This window comes from Nocardioides sp. R-C-SC26 (assembly GCF_021246465.1).
Lineage (GTDB): Bacteria > Actinomycetota > Actinomycetes > Propionibacteriales > Nocardioidaceae > Nocardioides.
Genome location: NZ_JAHRHK010000024.1, coordinates 14572 through 30415, shown reverse-complemented (window position 1 = coordinate 30415; position 15844 = coordinate 14572). Strand labels below are relative to the sequence as shown.

16 protein-coding genes and 1 tRNA gene are annotated in these 15844 nt (G+C 71.3%); 15 read left to right on the top strand and 2 right to left on the bottom strand.

All coding sequences use genetic code 11. The features are described from left to right. The first annotated feature begins 54 nt into the window (after nucleotides 1-54). Genes fliP through KSO97_RS16430 form a run of 4 tightly spaced genes read left to right on the top strand, consistent with a single transcriptional unit; the run spans nucleotide 55 to nucleotide 3121 of the window. A complete protein-coding gene (gene fliP / locus KSO97_RS16445; RefSeq protein ID WP_374198512.1) occupies nucleotides 55-879 on the top strand; it encodes a flagellar type III secretion system pore protein FliP in 825 nt (274 codons plus the stop codon). Next, nucleotides 876-1154 (top strand): flagellar biosynthesis protein FliQ, encoded by a 279-nt coding sequence (gene fliQ, locus KSO97_RS16440; protein WP_232680827.1) that lies wholly within the window; start codon nucleotides 876-878, stop codon nucleotides 1152-1154. The genes fliP and fliQ overlap by 4 nt, the downstream gene beginning before the upstream one ends. Nucleotides 1155-1176: 22 nt before the next feature. Further along, a complete protein-coding gene (locus KSO97_RS16435) occupies nucleotides 1177-1947 on the top strand; it encodes a flagellar biosynthetic protein FliR (RefSeq protein ID WP_232680824.1) in 771 nt (256 codons plus the stop codon). Between the two features lie 31 nt (nucleotides 1948-1978). Next, the gene (locus KSO97_RS16430) at nucleotides 1979-3121 is read left to right on the top strand and encodes a flagellar biosynthesis protein FlhB (RefSeq protein ID WP_232680822.1); all 1143 of its coding nucleotides are present in this window, start codon (nucleotides 1979-1981) and stop codon (nucleotides 3119-3121) included. Nucleotides 3122-3204: 83 nt separating this feature from the next. Here the strand turns inward: KSO97_RS16430 and KSO97_RS16425 are convergent, their stop codons facing one another. Continuing rightward, entirely contained in the window at nucleotides 3205-3810 is a 606-nt protein-coding gene (locus tag KSO97_RS16425) for a hypothetical protein (protein WP_232680820.1), read from the bottom strand. Nucleotides 3811-4550: 740 nt separating this feature from the next. Here KSO97_RS16425 and KSO97_RS16420 point away from each other — a divergent pair. From KSO97_RS16420 to KSO97_RS16370, 11 genes are all read left to right on the top strand, one after another. Continuing rightward, nucleotides 4551-5186 (top strand): M15 family metallopeptidase, encoded by a 636-nt coding sequence (locus KSO97_RS16420; protein ID WP_232680818.1) that lies wholly within the window; start codon nucleotides 4551-4553, stop codon nucleotides 5184-5186. After that, nucleotides 5183-6298: an alanine racemase gene (alr, locus tag KSO97_RS16415; protein WP_232680815.1), complete on the top strand. Its 1116-nt coding sequence runs from the start codon at nucleotides 5183-5185 to the stop codon at nucleotides 6296-6298. Before KSO97_RS16420 ends, alr begins: the two co-directional genes overlap by 4 nt. Beyond that, on the top strand, nucleotides 6298-7251 hold the full coding sequence (locus KSO97_RS16410) for a D-alanine--D-alanine ligase (protein ID WP_232680836.1): 954 nt from the start codon (nucleotides 6298-6300) through the stop codon (nucleotides 7249-7251). The genes alr and KSO97_RS16410 overlap by 1 nt, the downstream gene beginning before the upstream one ends. Next, entirely contained in the window at nucleotides 7251-8354 is a 1104-nt protein-coding gene (locus KSO97_RS16405) for an acyltransferase (protein ID WP_232680804.1), read from the top strand. Before KSO97_RS16410 ends, KSO97_RS16405 begins: the two co-directional genes overlap by 1 nt. Continuing rightward, nucleotides 8351-9583, top strand: a complete 1233-nt coding sequence (locus tag KSO97_RS18400) for a histidine kinase (RefSeq protein ID WP_232680796.1) — start codon at nucleotides 8351-8353, stop codon at nucleotides 9581-9583. The genes KSO97_RS16405 and KSO97_RS18400 overlap by 4 nt, the downstream gene beginning before the upstream one ends. Then, nucleotides 9580-10242: a response regulator transcription factor gene (locus KSO97_RS16395; RefSeq protein ID WP_232680787.1), complete on the top strand. Its 663-nt coding sequence runs from the start codon at nucleotides 9580-9582 to the stop codon at nucleotides 10240-10242. The genes KSO97_RS18400 and KSO97_RS16395 overlap by 4 nt, the downstream gene beginning before the upstream one ends. Before the next feature lie 163 nt (nucleotides 10243-10405). Continuing rightward, the gene (locus KSO97_RS16390) at nucleotides 10406-12478 is read left to right on the top strand and encodes a flagellar biosynthesis protein FlhA (RefSeq protein WP_232680785.1); all 2073 of its coding nucleotides are present in this window, start codon (nucleotides 10406-10408) and stop codon (nucleotides 12476-12478) included. 1 nt (nucleotide 12479) lies between these two features. Beyond that, nucleotides 12480-12749 (top strand): hypothetical protein, encoded by a 270-nt coding sequence (locus tag KSO97_RS16385; RefSeq protein WP_232680779.1) that lies wholly within the window; start codon nucleotides 12480-12482, stop codon nucleotides 12747-12749. A gap of 30 nt (nucleotides 12750-12779) precedes the next feature. After that, entirely contained in the window at nucleotides 12780-13649 is an 870-nt protein-coding gene (locus KSO97_RS16380; RefSeq protein WP_232680777.1) for a hypothetical protein, read from the top strand. 48 nt (nucleotides 13650-13697) lie between these two features. Continuing rightward, nucleotides 13698-13774, top strand: a tRNA-Arg gene (locus KSO97_RS16375). A 239-nt stretch (nucleotides 13775-14013) separates the two neighbouring features. After that, nucleotides 14014-14217, top strand: a complete 204-nt coding sequence (locus KSO97_RS16370) for a cold-shock protein (protein ID WP_232680776.1) — start codon at nucleotides 14014-14016, stop codon at nucleotides 14215-14217. Nucleotides 14218-14337: 120 nt separating this feature from the next. On the opposite strand, the gene guaB is transcribed toward KSO97_RS16370, so the two are convergent. Continuing rightward, entirely contained in the window at nucleotides 14338-15840 is a 1503-nt protein-coding gene (gene guaB, locus KSO97_RS16365; RefSeq protein ID WP_232680774.1) for an IMP dehydrogenase, read from the bottom strand. Nucleotides 15841-15844: the final 4 nt, after the last annotated feature.

The window sequence follows — 15844 nt, the reverse complement described above, 5'->3', positions numbered from 1 at the left end:
CGCCCCGGCCGGCGGGGCCCGCCCGCAGCCGCCGAGCCCGACGGCGCCGGCCGGGTGCCGAGCAAGAGCCTGCTCGGTGACACCGTGCCGAGCCTCGACCTGCCCAGCGTCGAGCTCGACGCCCTGGCCGACCTGGAGCAGCTCGACGCACCCGGCACGAGCGGCCCTGAGGGACCGGCCGGCCCGAGCGGCCCCGACGGCGCGAGCGGCAACGGTGTCGTCATCGACGTCGACGGGCTCACCGACAAGCCCAGCTCCTCGGTGACGCTGATCCTGGTGCTGACGCTGCTCTCGCTCGCGCCCGCGATCGTGCTGACCTGCACCTCGTTCACCAAGATCCTGGTGGTGCTCGGGCTGACCCGCAACGCGCTCGGGCTGCAGCAGACACCACCGAACCAGGTGCTCGCGGGCCTCGCGCTCTTCCTGAGCCTGTTCATCATGGCGCCGGTCCTCTCCGGCATCAACGACGCCGGCCTGCAGCCCTACCTGGACGGCGACCTCTCGGCGTCCCAGGCCTTCGAGTCCGGCGTGGTGCCGCTGCGGGAGTTCATGCTCGACCAGACCGGGGACGACGAGCTGAAGCTGCTCACCGACGTCGCCCGACGCGACCTGCCCGAGACCCGCGACGACGTCCCGCTGAGCACCCTGGTGCCCGCGTTCGTGCTGAGCGAGCTCAAGCAGGCGTTCATCATCGGCTTCATCATCTTCATCCCGTTCCTGGTGATCGACATCGTCGTGAGCGGGGCGCTGATGGCACTCGGCATGATGATGATGCCGCCGGTGATGGTGTCGCTGCCGTTCAAGTTGCTGCTGTTCGTCCTGGTCGATGGCTGGGGGCTGGTCGTCACCTCGTTGGTCAGCAGCTACGGGAGCGGGTGAGCGACGTGACCGATACCGCTGTCATCGAGATCGCGATGAAGACGATGCTCGTCACGCTCAAGCTCTCGGCGCCGATCCTGGCGACCGCGCTGAGCGTGGGGTTCGTCGTCTCCCTGTTCCAGTCCATGACCCAGATCCAGGAGTTCACCCTCGCGTTCGTGCCGAAGGTGGTCGCCGTCGGCGTCGCGCTGCTCGTCAGCGGCAACTGGATGCTGCACACCCTGGTGAACTTCACCAACGAGCTGTTCGGGATGATCCCGAGCCTGCTGGCCTGAGCGGGCGGCGGGTGGACCTGGCATGACGATCACGATCGCCGGCGAACCGGCGCTGGCGTTCCTGCTGGCCTCGTTGCGCATCGGCGCGTGGTTCGCCGTCGTCCCGCCGTTCTCCTCGCGCGCGGTGCCGATGATGGCGAAGGTGATCTTGAGCTTGGCGCTGTCCTTCGTCGTCGCGGGATCGCTGTCGGGCTCGGAGATTCCCGCGAGCGAGGGGGCGCTGCTCGTCACGGCGCTGACCCAGACCGCGATCGGTCTCGCGATGGGCTTCGTCACGATGTTGCTCTTCACCGCGGTCACGGCGGCCGGCGGCCTGATCGACGTCTTCGGCGGCTTCTCGCTCGCCCAGGGCTTCGACCCGCTCGGGATGAACTCCTCGACCGTCTTCGGCAAGTTCCACCAGATGCTCGCCGTCGTGCTGCTCTTCGTCTCCGGCGGGCACCTGCTGGTGATCGGCGGTCTGCTCCGCACCTTCGAGATGCTGCCGATCGGCGACTCCCCCGACATCGAGGGCAGCTACGGCGTCGTCGCGCGCGCGTTCGGCGTCTTCTTCGTGACGGCGGTGCAGATCGCGCTGCCGATGATCGCGGTGCTGTTCGTCGCCGATCTCGGGCTGGCCCTGATGACCAAGGTCGCCCCGCAACTCCAGGCCATCAATGTGATGTTCCCGGCCAAGATCGGACTCACCCTGCTGCTGGTCGGGCTCTCCTTCCCGGTGCTGCCCGAGGCCATCGATCGACTCACCGAGCTGGCCCTGGAGGCGATCGGAACGATCGCGGGAGGCGGCGGATGAGCGGCGAGGCCCGACGGGGCGGTGAGCGTCGGTGAGCAAGGAGGGTGGGGAGAAGACCGAGAAGCCGACCCCCAAGCGCCTCAAGGAGGCTCGCAAGGAGGGCCAGGTCGCACGCACCCAGGAGTTGGGCGCGTGGTCGGCGATGCTGTTGTTCACCCTGGCGCTGCCGCCGCTGGCCCGCTACGAGCTGACCGCGATCTCGGAGATCATGGAGCGCTCGCTGCGCACCCTGGAGGAGCCCGAGACCGCCGACGCCCTCGAGCTGCTCGGCAGCGCCGCGACCCACGTGTTCCTCGTCCTGGTCGCGCTGGGCTCGGGGATCATGCTGCTCAGCGTCGCGGGGACACTCGCCCAGGGCGGCTTCTACCTGGCCACGAAGTCGGTCAAGCCGTCGGCGTCCAAGCTCAACCCGATCAAGGGCGCCAAGCGTGTCTTCGGCCCGCACTCGCTGTGGGAGGGCGCCAAGATGCTGGTCAAGTGCTCCCTCGTCGCGATCCTGGCCTACGGATCCATCCAGGCGATGATGCCGATGCTCGGCGGCCTCGTGCCGCTCGACGTCGTCGTCGACGGTGCCGTGGCCGAGCTGATGAGCCTGGTCCGCACCGTGGCCGTCGCGGGTGTGCTGATGGCCGCCGTCGACTACGGCGTAATGCGACGCCGCACCCTCAAGCAGACGAAGATGAGCAAGGACGAGGTCAAGCGCGAGCACAAGCAGTCCGAGGGAGATCCGCTCATCAAGGGCGCCATCCGTGCCCGGCAGCTCGCCGCCGCCCGCAACCGGATGATGGCCGACGTCCCGACCGCCGACGTCGTGATGGTCAACCCCACCCACGTCGCCGTCGCCCTGCGCTATCGCCCCGAGGACGGCGCCCCCGTCGTCGTCGCCCGTGGTGCCGGAGCGATCGCCGCCCGTATCCGCGAGGTCGCCGCCGAGCACGACGTCCCGCTCGTGCAGGACGTACCGCTGGCGCGCGCGCTCTACGCCTCCACCGACGTCGGCCAGCACATCCCCGCCGAGCTCTTCGCCGCCGTGGCCCACGTGCTCGCCTTCGTCATCTCCCGACGCCACCGCGGTGCTCGCGGCGGCACGCACCGCTCGCCACGCCGCGAGGACGAGCTCCCCGCCGTCCCCGCTCTCGGTCGCCGTCGGGCGCGGGTGGTCGCTCCGGGATAGCAAACGTGTTTCGGCAGGAGTTGCAGCCCTCCCGGCGGCATATTCCCTACCAGAACACGTTCGCTATCCCCGAACACTGCACCTCACAGACGCGCGGTCAACGCCTGCCCCAAACCGGCGGCCTCAAGACGCTGGGTGAGTTCGCACCGCGCAGGCATAGAGGAAGGTGGGGCCCGCGTCGTCCAACCCGGTGCGGATCCATCGCTGCTGGCCTGCGCCCGCTCGACGCGTGCGCGAGCTCGGGCGAGGCGATCGATCACGACTGCACGGGTGTCACCCGCAACGGCGGTGACAACCTCGAGCCCGGCGTCGCGGAAACGTGTGGCCCGTTCGAGATCGCGGCGGTGCCTCTCGCGCTCTCGGTGGACAGCGCCGTCGTACTCACCCACGATGCCCCGGATCGGGTCGAGCAGGTCGGGCACGCCGATCAAGCGACCGTACCTGTCGAAGATCGGCAGATTGACCAACGGCGGCTCCCACCCGAGGTCGCAGACCCAGATCATCCGCATCCAGGTCTCGCGAGGTGACAACGCCTCATCGACGGCGAGCGACGCCGCGTGCCGCGCCAGCGGTGCACCGCGCAGACCGTTGCAGGCCCCGACGTACTCCGCGAAGAGCCATGCCGAGATCAGGCCGGCGGCGGCCGTCATGTCGATCGCCTGGACCGCGGGGACCAGCGAGTCACGCACTCTGATCTCGTCGAGTAGAGCCCGCTGCACCGGTGCGAGCGGTACGCCTGCGACGGTGTGGATCGTGTGCCGAGGCACGCACGCACGACTGACCCGAACTCCCGGGATCTCGCTCAAGTCGGACGTCGCCGTCATGAGCAACGAGACCGACTCGACGTCGGCGCCGGCTGGTCCGGCGCCGTCGAAGTACGCCGCACCTCGCATCCGCAGTGCGGCCCACCCAGTGACGCATCCGCGCGACCCGTCGGGCCGCAGCCGCGAGGCGGCGTCGAGGATTCGTTGCTCGACGCATGCGGGACGATCGCTCGGCGCGTACCGCCCCGGAGCGACCCTCTCCCAGCGCGGGGTGCTCGCCTGCCAGCGAGTCGGACCGGTCAGCCCACGAGGGTCGACCGCAACAGCGTCGCGAAGCCCATCCGGCAGAGCACACCGCGGTCGGAAGTGCTGCTCCTCCGATAGCTGAGATCCCATGATCGGGATGTCTCCAGCCCACGTGAGGCCGAAATCAGCCAGCCGGCCGGCTGTGGACCGCCGGCTGGCCTCCCTACCCTGTGGAAATGGACCGGACACCGCAGCGGATACCAAACGGGTTTCGGTAGGCGATTCGGTCGGTTTCGGGGCCGTTCACCTACCAATATCCGTTTGGTATCCGACCCCAGTCACCACCTCGATACCCAGGTACCGCAGGCCGGTACCTCAGAGGGAGGGACGGCGGGCCGCGCGCTCCTAGCGTCGTGGACATGACGATCCTCCTGTCCGATCCCCGGGTGACGGCGGTGCCGCTGGTCGAGTGCGGCGAGCCGCTGATCCGACTGCCGCGCCACCTCTCCCCCACCCGGACGGCGGTGCGCGCGGGCCTGATCGACCGGCTCCTCGCGGCCGACCGCGACCTCCCCGCCGGTATCGGCCTCCTCGTGGTCGAGGGCCACCGCGCGGCGAGCCGGCAGCGCGCCATCATCGAGTGGTACCGCGCGCAGGTGCGTGCTCACCACCCGCAGGCCGACGGCGCCGAGGTCGAGCGCCTGACCAGCCGTTTCGTCGCACCGCTGGACGTCGCACCCCACGTCGCGGGTGCCGCGGTCGACCTCACCCTCGTCGCGGCGGACGGCGTGCCGCTCGACCTGGGCACGGCGATCGACGCGACGCCCGAGGAGAGCGAGGGACGCTGCTGGTTCGCTGCCGACGGCATCGGCGCCGACGCCCGCGCGCACCGCGACCTCCTTGCGGCCGTCCTCGGCGGGCAGGGGCTGGTGAACTACCCGACCGAGTGGTGGCACTGGAGCTTCGGCGACCGCTACTGGGCGCTGCGCACCGACGCTCCCCACGCGCTCTACGGTCCCGTCGAGAACGCCGAGCGACCGGGGGCCGCCGCGTGAACGCCGTCCTCGAGATCGACCTGGACGCCGTCGCCGCGAACACCCGGCTGCTCGCGGCCCGCGCCACCGGCGAACTGATGGCGGTCGTGAAGGCCGACGGCTTCGGCCATGGCGCCGCCGATGTCGCCCGGACGGCGCTCGCCCACGGCGCCACCCGTCTCGGCGTCACCGGCATCGGCGAGGCGCTCGCCCTGCGCGCCGAGGGTGTCGGCGCGCCGATCCTGAGCTGGCTCAACACCCTCGATGCCGACGTCAGCGGCGCTGTGCGGCACCGGGTCGAGCTCGCGGTGCCTTCCCTCGAGCACCTCGGCACGATCTGCCGCGCGCCGCGGCCCGTGCCGGCCGCGATCCACCTCCACCTCGACGTCGGGATGGCGCGCGACGGTGCCGCCCCCGCGCAGTGGGCGGCGCTGTGCCGCGCGGCGGCACGCGCCCAGCGTCGCGGGGACGTGCGGGTGGTGGGGCTGATGGGTCACCTCGGTTGTGCCGACCCCGACGACCTGTGCACCCGGCAGGGGCGCACCCGGTTCGCCTGGGCCCTTGAGATCGCTCGCGGCGCCGGGCTGCGGCCTCGCCACCGTCACCTCGCGGCGACCGCGGCGACGCTGACCGACCCGCTCGCGCATCACACGATGAGCCGCGTCGGCGCCGGGCTGGTCGGCATCGACCCTTCCGGCACGACGGCGCTCCACGCCGCCGCGACCCTGCGCACCAGCCTGGTCTCGGTGCGCGAGGTGCCGGCCGGCACGGTGGTCGGCTACGGCCACGACCACCGCACGACGCGCGCGACGCGGCTGGGGCTGGTCCCGCTCGGCTACGCGGACGGCCTGCCGCGCGCGGCGTCCGATCGTGCGTCCGTGGTGGTCGCGGGGCACCGCTGCCCCGTCGTCGGGCTGATCTCGATGGACCAGCTCGTCGTCGACCTCGGGCGGCGCGAGGTCTCCCCCGGCGCCCCGGTCACGGTCTTCGGTACGGGCGAGCGCGGCGAGCCGACGCTCACCGAGTGGGCCGCGTGGTCGGGCACCCTGCCGCACGAGATCGTCACGGGAGTGGGCCTGCGTACCGCGCGCGTCGTCCTGCCGGCACGCCACGCCTACGGGGTGGGGGCGTGATGCGCGTCGCGGTGATCGGCGGTGGCCGCAACTGCGAGCACGAGGTGTCGTTGGCCTCGGCCGCCTCCGTCGCGACGGGTCTGGCGGCGGCCGGGCACGAGGTGGTCGGCCTCACCATCGGTCGCGACGGCGGTTGGCACGACCGGGGCGGACGGCTGGTGGGCCTCGCCGGTGCCGCGCAGATCCTGTCGGGCTGCGACGTCGCCTTCCCGATGGTGCACGGCCCGCGCGGCGAGGACGGCGCCCTCGCGGCGCTCTGCGATTTGGCTCGGATCCCCTGGGTCGGGTCGGGCCTGGGCGCGGGCGCGCTCGCGATGGACAAGGCCGCCACCAAGCTGGTGGCGAACTCGGTGGGCGTGGCCACCGCGCCGGGGCGGCTGGTCACCCGCTCGGGCATCGACGCCGTCCGGTGGAGTCGACCCGTCGTGGTCAAGCCGGTGTGCGCCGGTTCGAGTCACGGCGTGGCGCTGGTGGACCATGCGCTGGCGCTGCGGCCGGCGCTGGAGAACGCCTTCGCCGTCGACGACCGCGTGCTCGTGGAGGAGGTGGTCGTCGGGCGCGAGGTCGACGTCGCGGTGTGGCGCCGCGCGGACGGATCGGTGTTCGTGCCACCTGCACTGGAGATCGTGGGCGAGGGCATCTTCGACCTCGCGACCAAGTACGACGGTTCGGCCGACCTGCAGGTGCCGGCCGACCTGACCGACACCGAGGCCGCCGAGCTGCGCAAGGCGGCGGTCGCGATGGTCGAGGCGCTCGGCTGCCGCGGCGTCGCGCGGGTGGACTTCTTCCTCACCGCCGAGGGCCCGGTGCTCAACGAGGTCAACACGATCCCGGGCATGACCGCGGCCTCGCAGGCGCCGCGCATGTTCGCCGCCGCGGGCATCGGGTACGCCGAGCTGCTCGACCTGCTGGTGCGCGACGCCGTCCCCGCGCGGCTGACGGCGGAGGTGTGATGGGGGCGATCCACGCCGCCGGCACGACCACGCACCGGGTGGCCGGGCTCGACCTTCTACGCGGCATCGCGGTCGGCCTGGTGCTGCTGCGCCACGCCTTCCCGACCGCGTTCCCCGGCGCGGGAGTCGTCGGCGTGGTGATGTTCTTCGCCCTCTCGGGCTGGCTGATCACCGGTCTCCTGCACGACGAGCTCACCCGGACCGGACGCGTGGACCTTCGCGCCTTCTACCTACGTCGCGCACGACGCCTGGTGCCCGCGCTGCTCGCGCTCGTCCTCGGCGTCGTCGTGGTGACGTTGGCGCTCGACCCGCTCGGCGACCGTGACCAGCTGCGCGACACCGTCCTCGTCGCGCTCACCTGGACTGCCGACCTCCCGATCGGCGACCCGAGCGACGCCACCTTCCATCTGTGGACCCTGGCGGTCGAGGAGCAGTTCTACCTCGTCTGGCCACTCGCCGTCCTCCTGATGTGGCGCCGCCCCCGCCTGCTCGTCGTCCTGGCCGGGACGGCCTGCTTGGTCGCCTGCGTGGCGACGGTGCTGTGGCTGCGCGATGCCCCGGACGCCGCCTATGCGCTCCCGACGTCGTGGGCCGGCTGCTTCGTGATCGGAGCGGCCGGGAGGCTCCTGCCGTTGCCCGCCCTCCGCGCCTCCGCTCGACGTCGGGTCGCCGGAGTCGCACTCGCCGCGCTCGTGGCGCTGAGCGTGGTTCCATTGCGGGGTCACGCGCTCACCTACCTGGCAGGAGGCCCGGCCATCGCGATCCTGACCATGGCCGCGGTGCACGCCTGGCGCGATGGGCAACCGATCCCGGCCGGCGACGGCGGGCCGGCCCGACGGCGAGCGCCGCTCACGCTGCTCGTGGCTGCCGGCGTCTGGCTCGGCACCGTCTCCTACGCCGCGTACCTGTGGAACTACCCCCTGACGATGTGGCTGCGCCCGCACCTGTCCGACGTCGGCGGCGTGGCGCTGGCGGGTCCGGTGGCGCTGGCGCTCACCCTCCTGCTCGCTGCCGCCTCGGACCGGTGGGTGGAGCGGCCCTGGCGCAGCGCCCCGACGGCGTCCTCGCTGCCAGCGCCGGCGCTCGGTCGGGTGGGCTCGTGACGACGCCGACCGCCGCGCCCCCGTCGCGCGACGTCGTCACCCGCCGCGGAAGCGGTCTGCTGCGCGGCTACCTCCCGGGTCTCGTCGTCGGCACCGTGGTGCTGCTGCTCGGTCTCCTCGAGATCGCCAACCGCGACTACTTTCCGGGCGACCCCGTCACGGGGAGCGTCGCGGTCGTCGTCGGGGTGGCCCTCGCCGTCGCCCTCGCCCGTCGTCAGCCGGCGCTCGCCCTGAGCCTCACCTGGCTCACCGGCTTCGTCCAGGTGGCCTCTCAGACGGCTCCGCTCGTCATCGAGCTCAGCCTGGTCTTCGTCGCCTTCGCATGCGCCCGCTGGGGCCGCGTGGCGACGGTGATGCTGAGCGCCGTCTCGATCCCGCTCGCCGCGGTGCTCGCGGTCGCCCTGCTGTCGCCGTGGGACCTGTACTACGCGCTGCGTCCGACCGGGATCGCCGATCAGCTCGCCACCCGGATGGGCGACACCGACCGGATGCAGGTGGCCGGCGGCGTCATCGGCATCGCGATCCTCGGACTGCCGTGGGTGGCGGGCCTCGCCGCCCGGTTCGCCGACCGCGCCCGACGCTCGCGCGCCGCCCAGGTCGAGGCGGAGAGTGCGCGTGACCAGGCGGAGGAGATCGCCCGCCTGCGCGAGGACCAGACGCGGCTGGCGCGCGACGTCCACGACGTCGTGGGGCACTCGCTGACGGTCGTGGTCGCGCAGGCCGAATCGGGGCAGTACCTCGACGACCCGGAGAAGCTGCAGCAGACCCTCGCCACCATCGCGACGGCCGCTCGCTCATCACTGGACGACGTCCGGCACGTGCTCGGCTCGACCGGCTCGGCCTCCACCGTGCACGACGCCGATCTCGACCGGCTGATCGACGGCGTGCGGGTGAGCGGGCAGGAGATCACCAGCCGGGTGCACGGTCCCGCACGTCCGCTTCCGCCGGACCTCGCCGCCGTCGCCTACCGAGTGCTGCAGGAGATGCTCACCAACGCCCTGCGACACGGCGACCGCAGCCAGGCGGTGGAGGTCGAGCGGTTCTGGGCCGATCAGCTGTGCCTGCGGGTACGCAACGCCCGCCGCACCCCAGAACCCGCGCCGACCGGTAGCGGCCAGGGCGTCGAAGGCATGCGGCGCCGGCTCGCGGCCGTGGGCGGCCTGCTCGCGGTGGAGCAGGACTCCACGTCGTTCACCGCGACGGCGTGGCTCCCGGTGAGGCCGCTGTGAGCATCCGGGTCCTGCTGGTGGACGACCAGGAGCTCTTCCGCGAAGGCGTGCGGGTCATCATCGACGCGCAGCCGGGCATGGAGGTCGTCGGCGGTGCGGGCGACGGCCTCGAGGCGCTCTCGCTCGTCGAGGAGCTGCAGCCCGACGTCGTGCTCATGGACATCCGGATGCCGGAGATGGACGGCGTCGAGGCGACCCGGCAGCTCTTCTCGCCCGAGCGCTCCTCCCGACGTACCCGACCGTTGCGCGTCGTCGTCCTGACCACGTTCAACCTCGACGATCGCGCTGCCACCGCGATCCGGCACGGCGCCAGCGGGTTCCTGCTCAAGGGCACCACGCCGGCGTTGCTCGCCGACGCGATCCGCACCGCTTACACCGGCAACGCGGTGCTCTCCCCCACCGATCTGACCACCCTGCTCGAGGGATCGTTCCGCGCGTCCGCGCCGATCCCCCCGGCGTTCACGGCGCTGACCGACAAGGAGCGCGAGGTGTTCGCCGGCGTCGTCCGCGGGCTGTCGAACACCGAGATCGCCGCGGAGATCTTCGCCAGCGAGTCGACGGTCAAGACCCACGTCGGCTCGGTGCTCCGCAAGCTCGCCCTCCGCGACCGCGTCCAGATCGTCGTCTTCGCCCACGAGCACGGACTGGCCGCGCGATAGCGGACCGACACTCCTCAACTGGCCCAGCCTTCCGCCGATAGGCCGCATGGACGCCAGGACGGCGTCACCCGCGCCAGGGACGGCGTCGTGCATCGCCGACCCTTGAGGGCGGCGTGGTGGAAGGGCCGTCCATGACCGTCTGGGCTCCGGCGTCGAGGCAGCGATGAAGCGCCTCACCCAGCTCGCGGTGCCGCTCGGCATCGTGATGATCATCGTGATGCTGGTGATCCCGCTGCCGGCGGTCGTGCTCGACCTGCTGATCGCGGCGAACATCACCGGCGCCCTGCTGATTTTGCTCACCGCGATGTTCGTCGTCCGCCCGCTCGACTTCGCCGCGTTCCCCGCCGTCCTCCTGGTGATGACGCTGTTCCGGCTGGCGCTCAACGTGAGCGCGACCCGGCTCGTGCTGATCGACGGCTATGCCGGCAAGGTGATCGACACCTTCGGCCACTTCGTCGTCGGCGGATCGCTGATCGTCGGCCTGATCATCTTCGTGATCCTGCTCGTCATCCAGTTCGTGGTCATCACCAACGGTGCCGGTCGCGTCGCCGAGGTGGGCGCTCGCTTCACCCTCGATGCGATGCCCGGCAAGCAGATGGCGATCGACGCCGACCTGAACTCCGGCCTCATCGACGAGGACGAGGCTCGCCGTCGTCGCGCGGAGGTGCACGCGGAGGCAGACTTCTACGGTGCGATGGACGGCGCGTCCAAGTTCGTCAAGGGCGACGCGATCGCGGCCATCCTGATCACCCTGGTCAACCTGATCGGCGGCTTCGCGATCGGCATGGCCCAGCGCGGGATGAGCGCCGGCGACGCCGTGTCGACCTACTCGCTGCTCTCGGTCGGCGACGGCCTGGTCTCCCAGATCCCGGCGCTGCTCCTCTCGGTCGCCACCGGCCTCATCGTCACCCGCAGCGCGGGCGACCCGAACGCGCCCGGCGATATGGGCTCGGACATCATGCGGCAGATCACCGCCAACCGGATGCCGATGCGGTTCGCCGGGTTCGCGGGCATGGCGCTGTGCCTGATCCCGGGCCTGCCCAAGATCCCGTTCCTCATCAGCGGCGGGGCGCTGCTGCTGCTCTCCTCACGGATCCCCGAGGCCGGCACCGCCACCGGCCCGAGCACCGAGTTGGCCGCCATCGAGGCGCCCAGCCCCGACCGCCCCGAGGCCCTCGCCGAGGAGATCCAGGTCGATCCGCTCGGGTTGGAACTCGCGCCCGACATCATCGATCTCGTGGACGTCGCCTCGGGTGGCGACCTCCTGGAACGGGTGAAGGCGCTGCGCCGCAAGGTCGCCTCCGATCTCGGCATCGTGATCCCGCTGGTACGCACCCGCGACAACCTCGACCTGCCGTCGCGCACCTACGTGATCAAGCTGTTCGACATCGAGGTCGCCCGCGGCGAGGCACCTCCCGGCACCGTGCTCGCCATCGGCGACTTCCTCGGGTCACTGCCGGGCGAGCCGACCCACGAGCCGGTCTTCGGCCTCGACGCGAAATGGATCCCCGGCGAGCTGCGCAATCAGGCCGAGCTCAGCGGCGCGACCGTCGTCGACCGCTCGGCGGTCATCACCACCCACATGGCCGAGGTCGTCGCGAGCTATGCCGCGCGTCTGCTCGGACGGGAGGACGTGCGCCTCCTCGTCGACGTCGTCAAGCGCACCCATCCCAACGTCGTCGACGAGCTCACCCCCGCCCAGCTCAGCCTGGGCGAGGTGCAGCGGGTCCTGCAGGCGCTGCTGGAGGACGGCATCTCGGTGCGCGATCTGGTGCGGATCTTCGAAGCGCTCTCGCTCCGCGCGGCGAACAACAAGGACCTCGACGGCCTGGTGGACGCCGCCCGCGCGGCGCTGGGCCCCGCCGTCGTCGCCCCGCACGTCGTGGACGGCGCGGTGCACGTGATCAGCTTCGAGCCGCGGCTGGAGCAGCGGATGCTCGAGGCGGTGCGACCCGGCGGCGAGCAGGGCTCGGTGATCGCACTCGACCCGGTCACCCTCCAGGCCGTGATGGGCAGCATCGCCACGCTCCTGGTGGAGGCGGAGAACCGCAACATCCGCCCCGTCCTGGTGTGCGCACCGCAGCTGCGCGCCGCCGTCCGCCGTCTGATGAAGCCGGTCGTCGACCGGCTCGCCGTCCTCTCCTACCCCGAGCTGACCGGATCGGCGCAGGTCCGTTCGGCCGGCGTCGTCTCCGACCGCAACCCGGCCAATTCGCCCAGCCTGACAGGAGTCTGAGATGAGCCCGTTCTCCACCCATGTGCTCGGCATCGCCGCGATCCTGGCCTCGCCCGCGCTCTGGCAGGGCTTCGTCACCGGCGAGATCGGCATGGACGTCGCCGTCACGCGCTACCTGATCGTGCTCGGTGTGGTCTGGGTCGGCCTCTCGGCGCTGGCGATGCTCGTGGGTTCGCCCCCGGCTCCCGCGGCGGCCACGTCCGAGGTCGACACCGGACCCGGGATGTCGATGACGTCGGAATCCGGTGTCGAGCACGCGCCTCCGGCGTAGAGTCCTCGCACCGTCTCTCGGGAGGTCCTCATGACACACCGTCGTCGCATCGCGGTTGTCGCCGTCGCCGCGTCTCTGATCGCAACGGGCGTCAGCGCGTCCGACATCGCCGGCGCCGCGCCCGCCGCCCCGACGTGCCAGGGCGAACGCGCGACCCTGGTCGGCTCGCCCGCTCAACGCACGGTCAAGGGAACGCGCGGCGACGACGTGGTCATCACCAACGGCTCGACCCGGGTGATCACGCTCAGCGGCGACGACCTGATCTGCGTGGTCGGCAACGACGCGGTGAAGACCCTCGTCCGCGCCGGGCGCGGCGACGACTCCGTCGTCGTCACCGGATCCGGCGCCGGCACCTACCACCTGAACCAGGGCGCCGACCGGTTCACCGGCGGCTCGGGCCCCGAGCTCGTCGTCACCGATGCCGACGTCACCGATGAGCGGGACGTCGTGGCGACCGGCGGCGGCGCCGATGTCGTGCGCACCGGCGTGTGGCAGGCGCCCAGCAACGACCGCATCGCCCTCGGCCCCGGAAACGACGTCCTCGAGCTCGTGATGCCTCGGCAGGGCGAGGGCGCGCAGCCGTTCCGCGGTGGCCCCGGCCAGGACCGGATCGTGATGGGAGCTGCTCGGTACCAAGCCCCGGGGGCGTGGACGGTGGACAACCGCGCCGGCACCGCGCAGGTCGACGGCGACGCCGCTCTGTCGTGGGCCGACTTCGAGTCACTCGATGCCCGACCCCAGCGCGGCCCGGCCACCTTCTCCGGCACCGGACGCGCAGAGACCTTCTGGGTACGCGCCGGCGACACCGTGACGCCGTCCGGCGGCGCCGATATCTGCCGTGACGGCACCGTCGACTCCCGGGGCCTCCCCGCGGGCGACGTCGTCCCCTGCCCGACCTGAACCGCCCCGCCCGAGCGAGCCCGGGCGCTCCGGCATACTGACGCCGTTGCCTCCGTAGCTCAGCTGGATAGAGCAGCGGCCTTCTAATCCGCTGGTCGCAGGTTCGAATCCTGCCGGGGGCGCCATGTGGCCGTCGTACCTCGGCCGGCGACGTCGTCCTCAGTGCGAGGCATTCGGCCGCCGGCTGCTAGGTTCGCGATGTTGAAGATCGGCCGTTCGGGCCGACAACGGCCGCGAACTCCGCGGCCCACCATCCGTAGTTGTTTCTTGGTCTTCGGTTTCGCTGGACATCAGGCGCGGCACTCGATGTCTTCAGCATGACGTGCTCGGCACACCGCCGGGCACCCGACCAAAGGAATGACAGATGGCTCAGGGCACCGTGAAGTGGTTCAACGCCGAGAAGGGCTTCGGCTTCATCGCGCAGGAGGACGGCGGCGACGACGTGTTCGTCCACTTCTCCGCGATCCAGACGCAGGGCTACAAGTCGCTCGACGAGAACCAGAAGGTCGAGTTCGACCTCACCAAGGGTCCCAAGGGTCCGCAGGCGGAGAACGTCCGCGCGCTCTGACCTCGACGCGCCTCGGTCGCCACGACCGATGACGAGCCCGTCGGCTCCGCTCACGCAGCGGAACCGGCGGGCTCGTTGCGTCGGTGCCGACGAGCACCCAGGGTCTCATCCCCGCGTGGGTCAGCTGCCGGAGTAGTTCGGCGCCTCGACGGTCATCTGGACGCCGTGGGGGTGGCTCTCCTTGAGCGAGGCGGAGGTGATCCGCACGAAGCGGCCGTTCTCCTGCAGCTCGGGAATGGTGCGCGCACCGACGTAGAACATCGACTGGTTCAGTCCGCCGATGAGCTGGTGGGCGACGGCGGCGAGCGGGCCGCGGTAGGCGACCTGACCCTCGATGCCCTCGGGGACGATCTTGTCGTCGCTGGTGACCTCGGCCTGGAAGTAGCGGTCCTTGGAGTAGGACTTCTTGCCGCGGCTGCTCATCGCGCCGAGCGAGCCCATGCCGCGGTAGGACTTGAACTGCTTGCCGTTGACGAACACCAGCTCGCCCGGCGACTCCTCGCATCCGGCGAGCAGCGAACCGACCATGACGGCGTCCGCGCCGGCCACCAGGGCCTTGGCGATCTCTCCCGAGTGCTTCATGCCGCCGTCGGCGATCACCGGGACACCGGCGGGCCGGCAGGCCAGCGAGGCCTCGTAGACCGCGGTCACCTGCGGGACGCCGACACCGGTGACGACGCGGGTCGTGCAGATCGAGCCAGGTCCCACGCCGACCTTGACGGCGTCCGCGCCGGCGTCGACGAACGCCTGGGCACCTTCGCGGGTCGCGACGTTGCCGCCGATGACCTGGACGTGCGCGGTGGCGGGGTCGGACTTGAGGCGCTGCACCATGTCGAGCAGCATCCGCACGTTGCCGTGCGCGGTGTCGGCGACCAGCACGTCGACGCCGGCCTCGACCAACGTGGTGGCTCGCAGCCAGGCGTCGCCGAAGTAGCCGATCGCAGCGCCGACGAGCAGCCGGCCGTGGGCGTCGTTGGACGCGTGGGGGAACTGCTCGGACTTCACGAAGTCCTTGACGGTGATCAGACCTGCCAGGCGGCCCTGCTCGTCGACCAGCGGAAGACGCTCGCGCTTGTGCTTGCGGAGCAGCGCGGTCGCGTCGTCCCGGCTGATGCCGACCGGGCCGGTGATCAGCGGCATCGGCGTCATCACCTCGTCGACCTTGGTGGTCGCCCACTCGGCGACCGGCGTGAAGCGCAGGTCGCGGTTGGTGATGATGCCGAGCAGCAGGTCGTCGTGGTCGACCACGGGGAGGCCGCTGACCCGGTACTCGCCGCAGATGCGGTCGAGGTCCTCCAGCGTGCGGTCGGGGGTGATCGTCACCGGATTGGAGATGATCCCGGTCTGGGTGCGCTTGACCAGGTCGACCTGGTAGGCCTGATCCTCGATCGAGAGGTTGCGGTGCAGCACCCCGATGCCGCCCTCGCGAGCCATCGCGATGGCCATCCGCGACTCGGTGACGGTGTCCATCGCGGCCGAGATCAGCGGCACCTTGATCGAGATCTCCCGCGTCAGCCGCGAGGTGGTGTCGATCTCGTCCGGAGCCAGGTCCGAATGCCCCGGCAGGAGCAAGACGTCGTCGTAGGTGAGACCGAGCGCTGCGAACTTCTCCGGGACCTCCACGCGC

What these genes read in the sequence shown, in the direction of transcription:
- KSO97_RS16435 (WP_232680824.1), top strand. Translation starts at nt 1,177, where the DNA reads ATGACGATCACGATCGCCGGCGAACCGGCGCTGGCGTTCCTGCTGGCC.
- KSO97_RS16420 (WP_232680818.1), top strand. Translation starts at nt 4,551, where the DNA reads ATGACGATCCTCCTGTCCGATCCCCGGGTGACGGCGGTGCCGCTGGTC.
- KSO97_RS16410 (WP_232680836.1), top strand. Translation starts at nt 6,298, where the DNA reads ATGCGCGTCGCGGTGATCGGCGGTGGCCGCAACTGCGAGCACGAGGTG.
- KSO97_RS16405 (WP_232680804.1), top strand. Translation starts at nt 7,251, where the DNA reads ATGGGGGCGATCCACGCCGCCGGCACGACCACGCACCGGGTGGCCGGG.
- KSO97_RS16390 (WP_232680785.1), top strand. Translation starts at nt 10,406, where the DNA reads ATGAAGCGCCTCACCCAGCTCGCGGTGCCGCTCGGCATCGTGATGATC.
- KSO97_RS16385 (WP_232680779.1), top strand. Translation starts at nt 12,480, where the DNA reads ATGAGCCCGTTCTCCACCCATGTGCTCGGCATCGCCGCGATCCTGGCC.
- KSO97_RS16380 (WP_232680777.1), top strand. Translation starts at nt 12,780, where the DNA reads ATGACACACCGTCGTCGCATCGCGGTTGTCGCCGTCGCCGCGTCTCTG.
- KSO97_RS16370 (WP_232680776.1), top strand. Translation starts at nt 14,014, where the DNA reads ATGGCTCAGGGCACCGTGAAGTGGTTCAACGCCGAGAAGGGCTTCGGC.